Origin of the sequence: Sedimentibacter sp. B4 (genome assembly GCF_000309315.1) — a bacterium.
Classification (GTDB): domain Bacteria; phylum Bacillota; class Clostridia; order Tissierellales; family Sedimentibacteraceae; genus Sedimentibacter; species Sedimentibacter saalensis.
Genome location: NZ_CANG01000145.1, coordinates 1 through 227 on the forward strand (window position 1 = coordinate 1; position 227 = coordinate 227).

The 227-nt window shown below is 67.8% G+C and carries 1 protein-coding gene; it reads right to left on the reverse strand.

Going from position 1 to position 227, the window contains the following annotated elements; translation table 11 throughout:
- Positions 1-227: VWA domain-containing protein (locus tag BN358_RS10505; RefSeq protein ID WP_157593330.1), on the reverse strand; the 227-nt coding region annotated here is incomplete at both ends.

A 227-nucleotide genomic window follows, 5' to 3' on the forward strand; every position in this document is an offset into this window, starting at 1 on the left:
CGCGGCGCGGTGATCAGTCGCTGGCAGTACTCCAGCGCCGGCGTGGTGTCCGTCCCGCCACCCAGCTGGGTGCCGAAGATCACGTCCACCGGGTCGGCGAGCTGATCGGTGAGGTCGACCACCGCCGTGTCGTAGACGACAAGCGACGTCTTCAGCGCCCTGATGCTGGCCATGACGGACGCCAGGATCGATGCGTACACGACCGAGGACGCCATCGAGCCCGACTG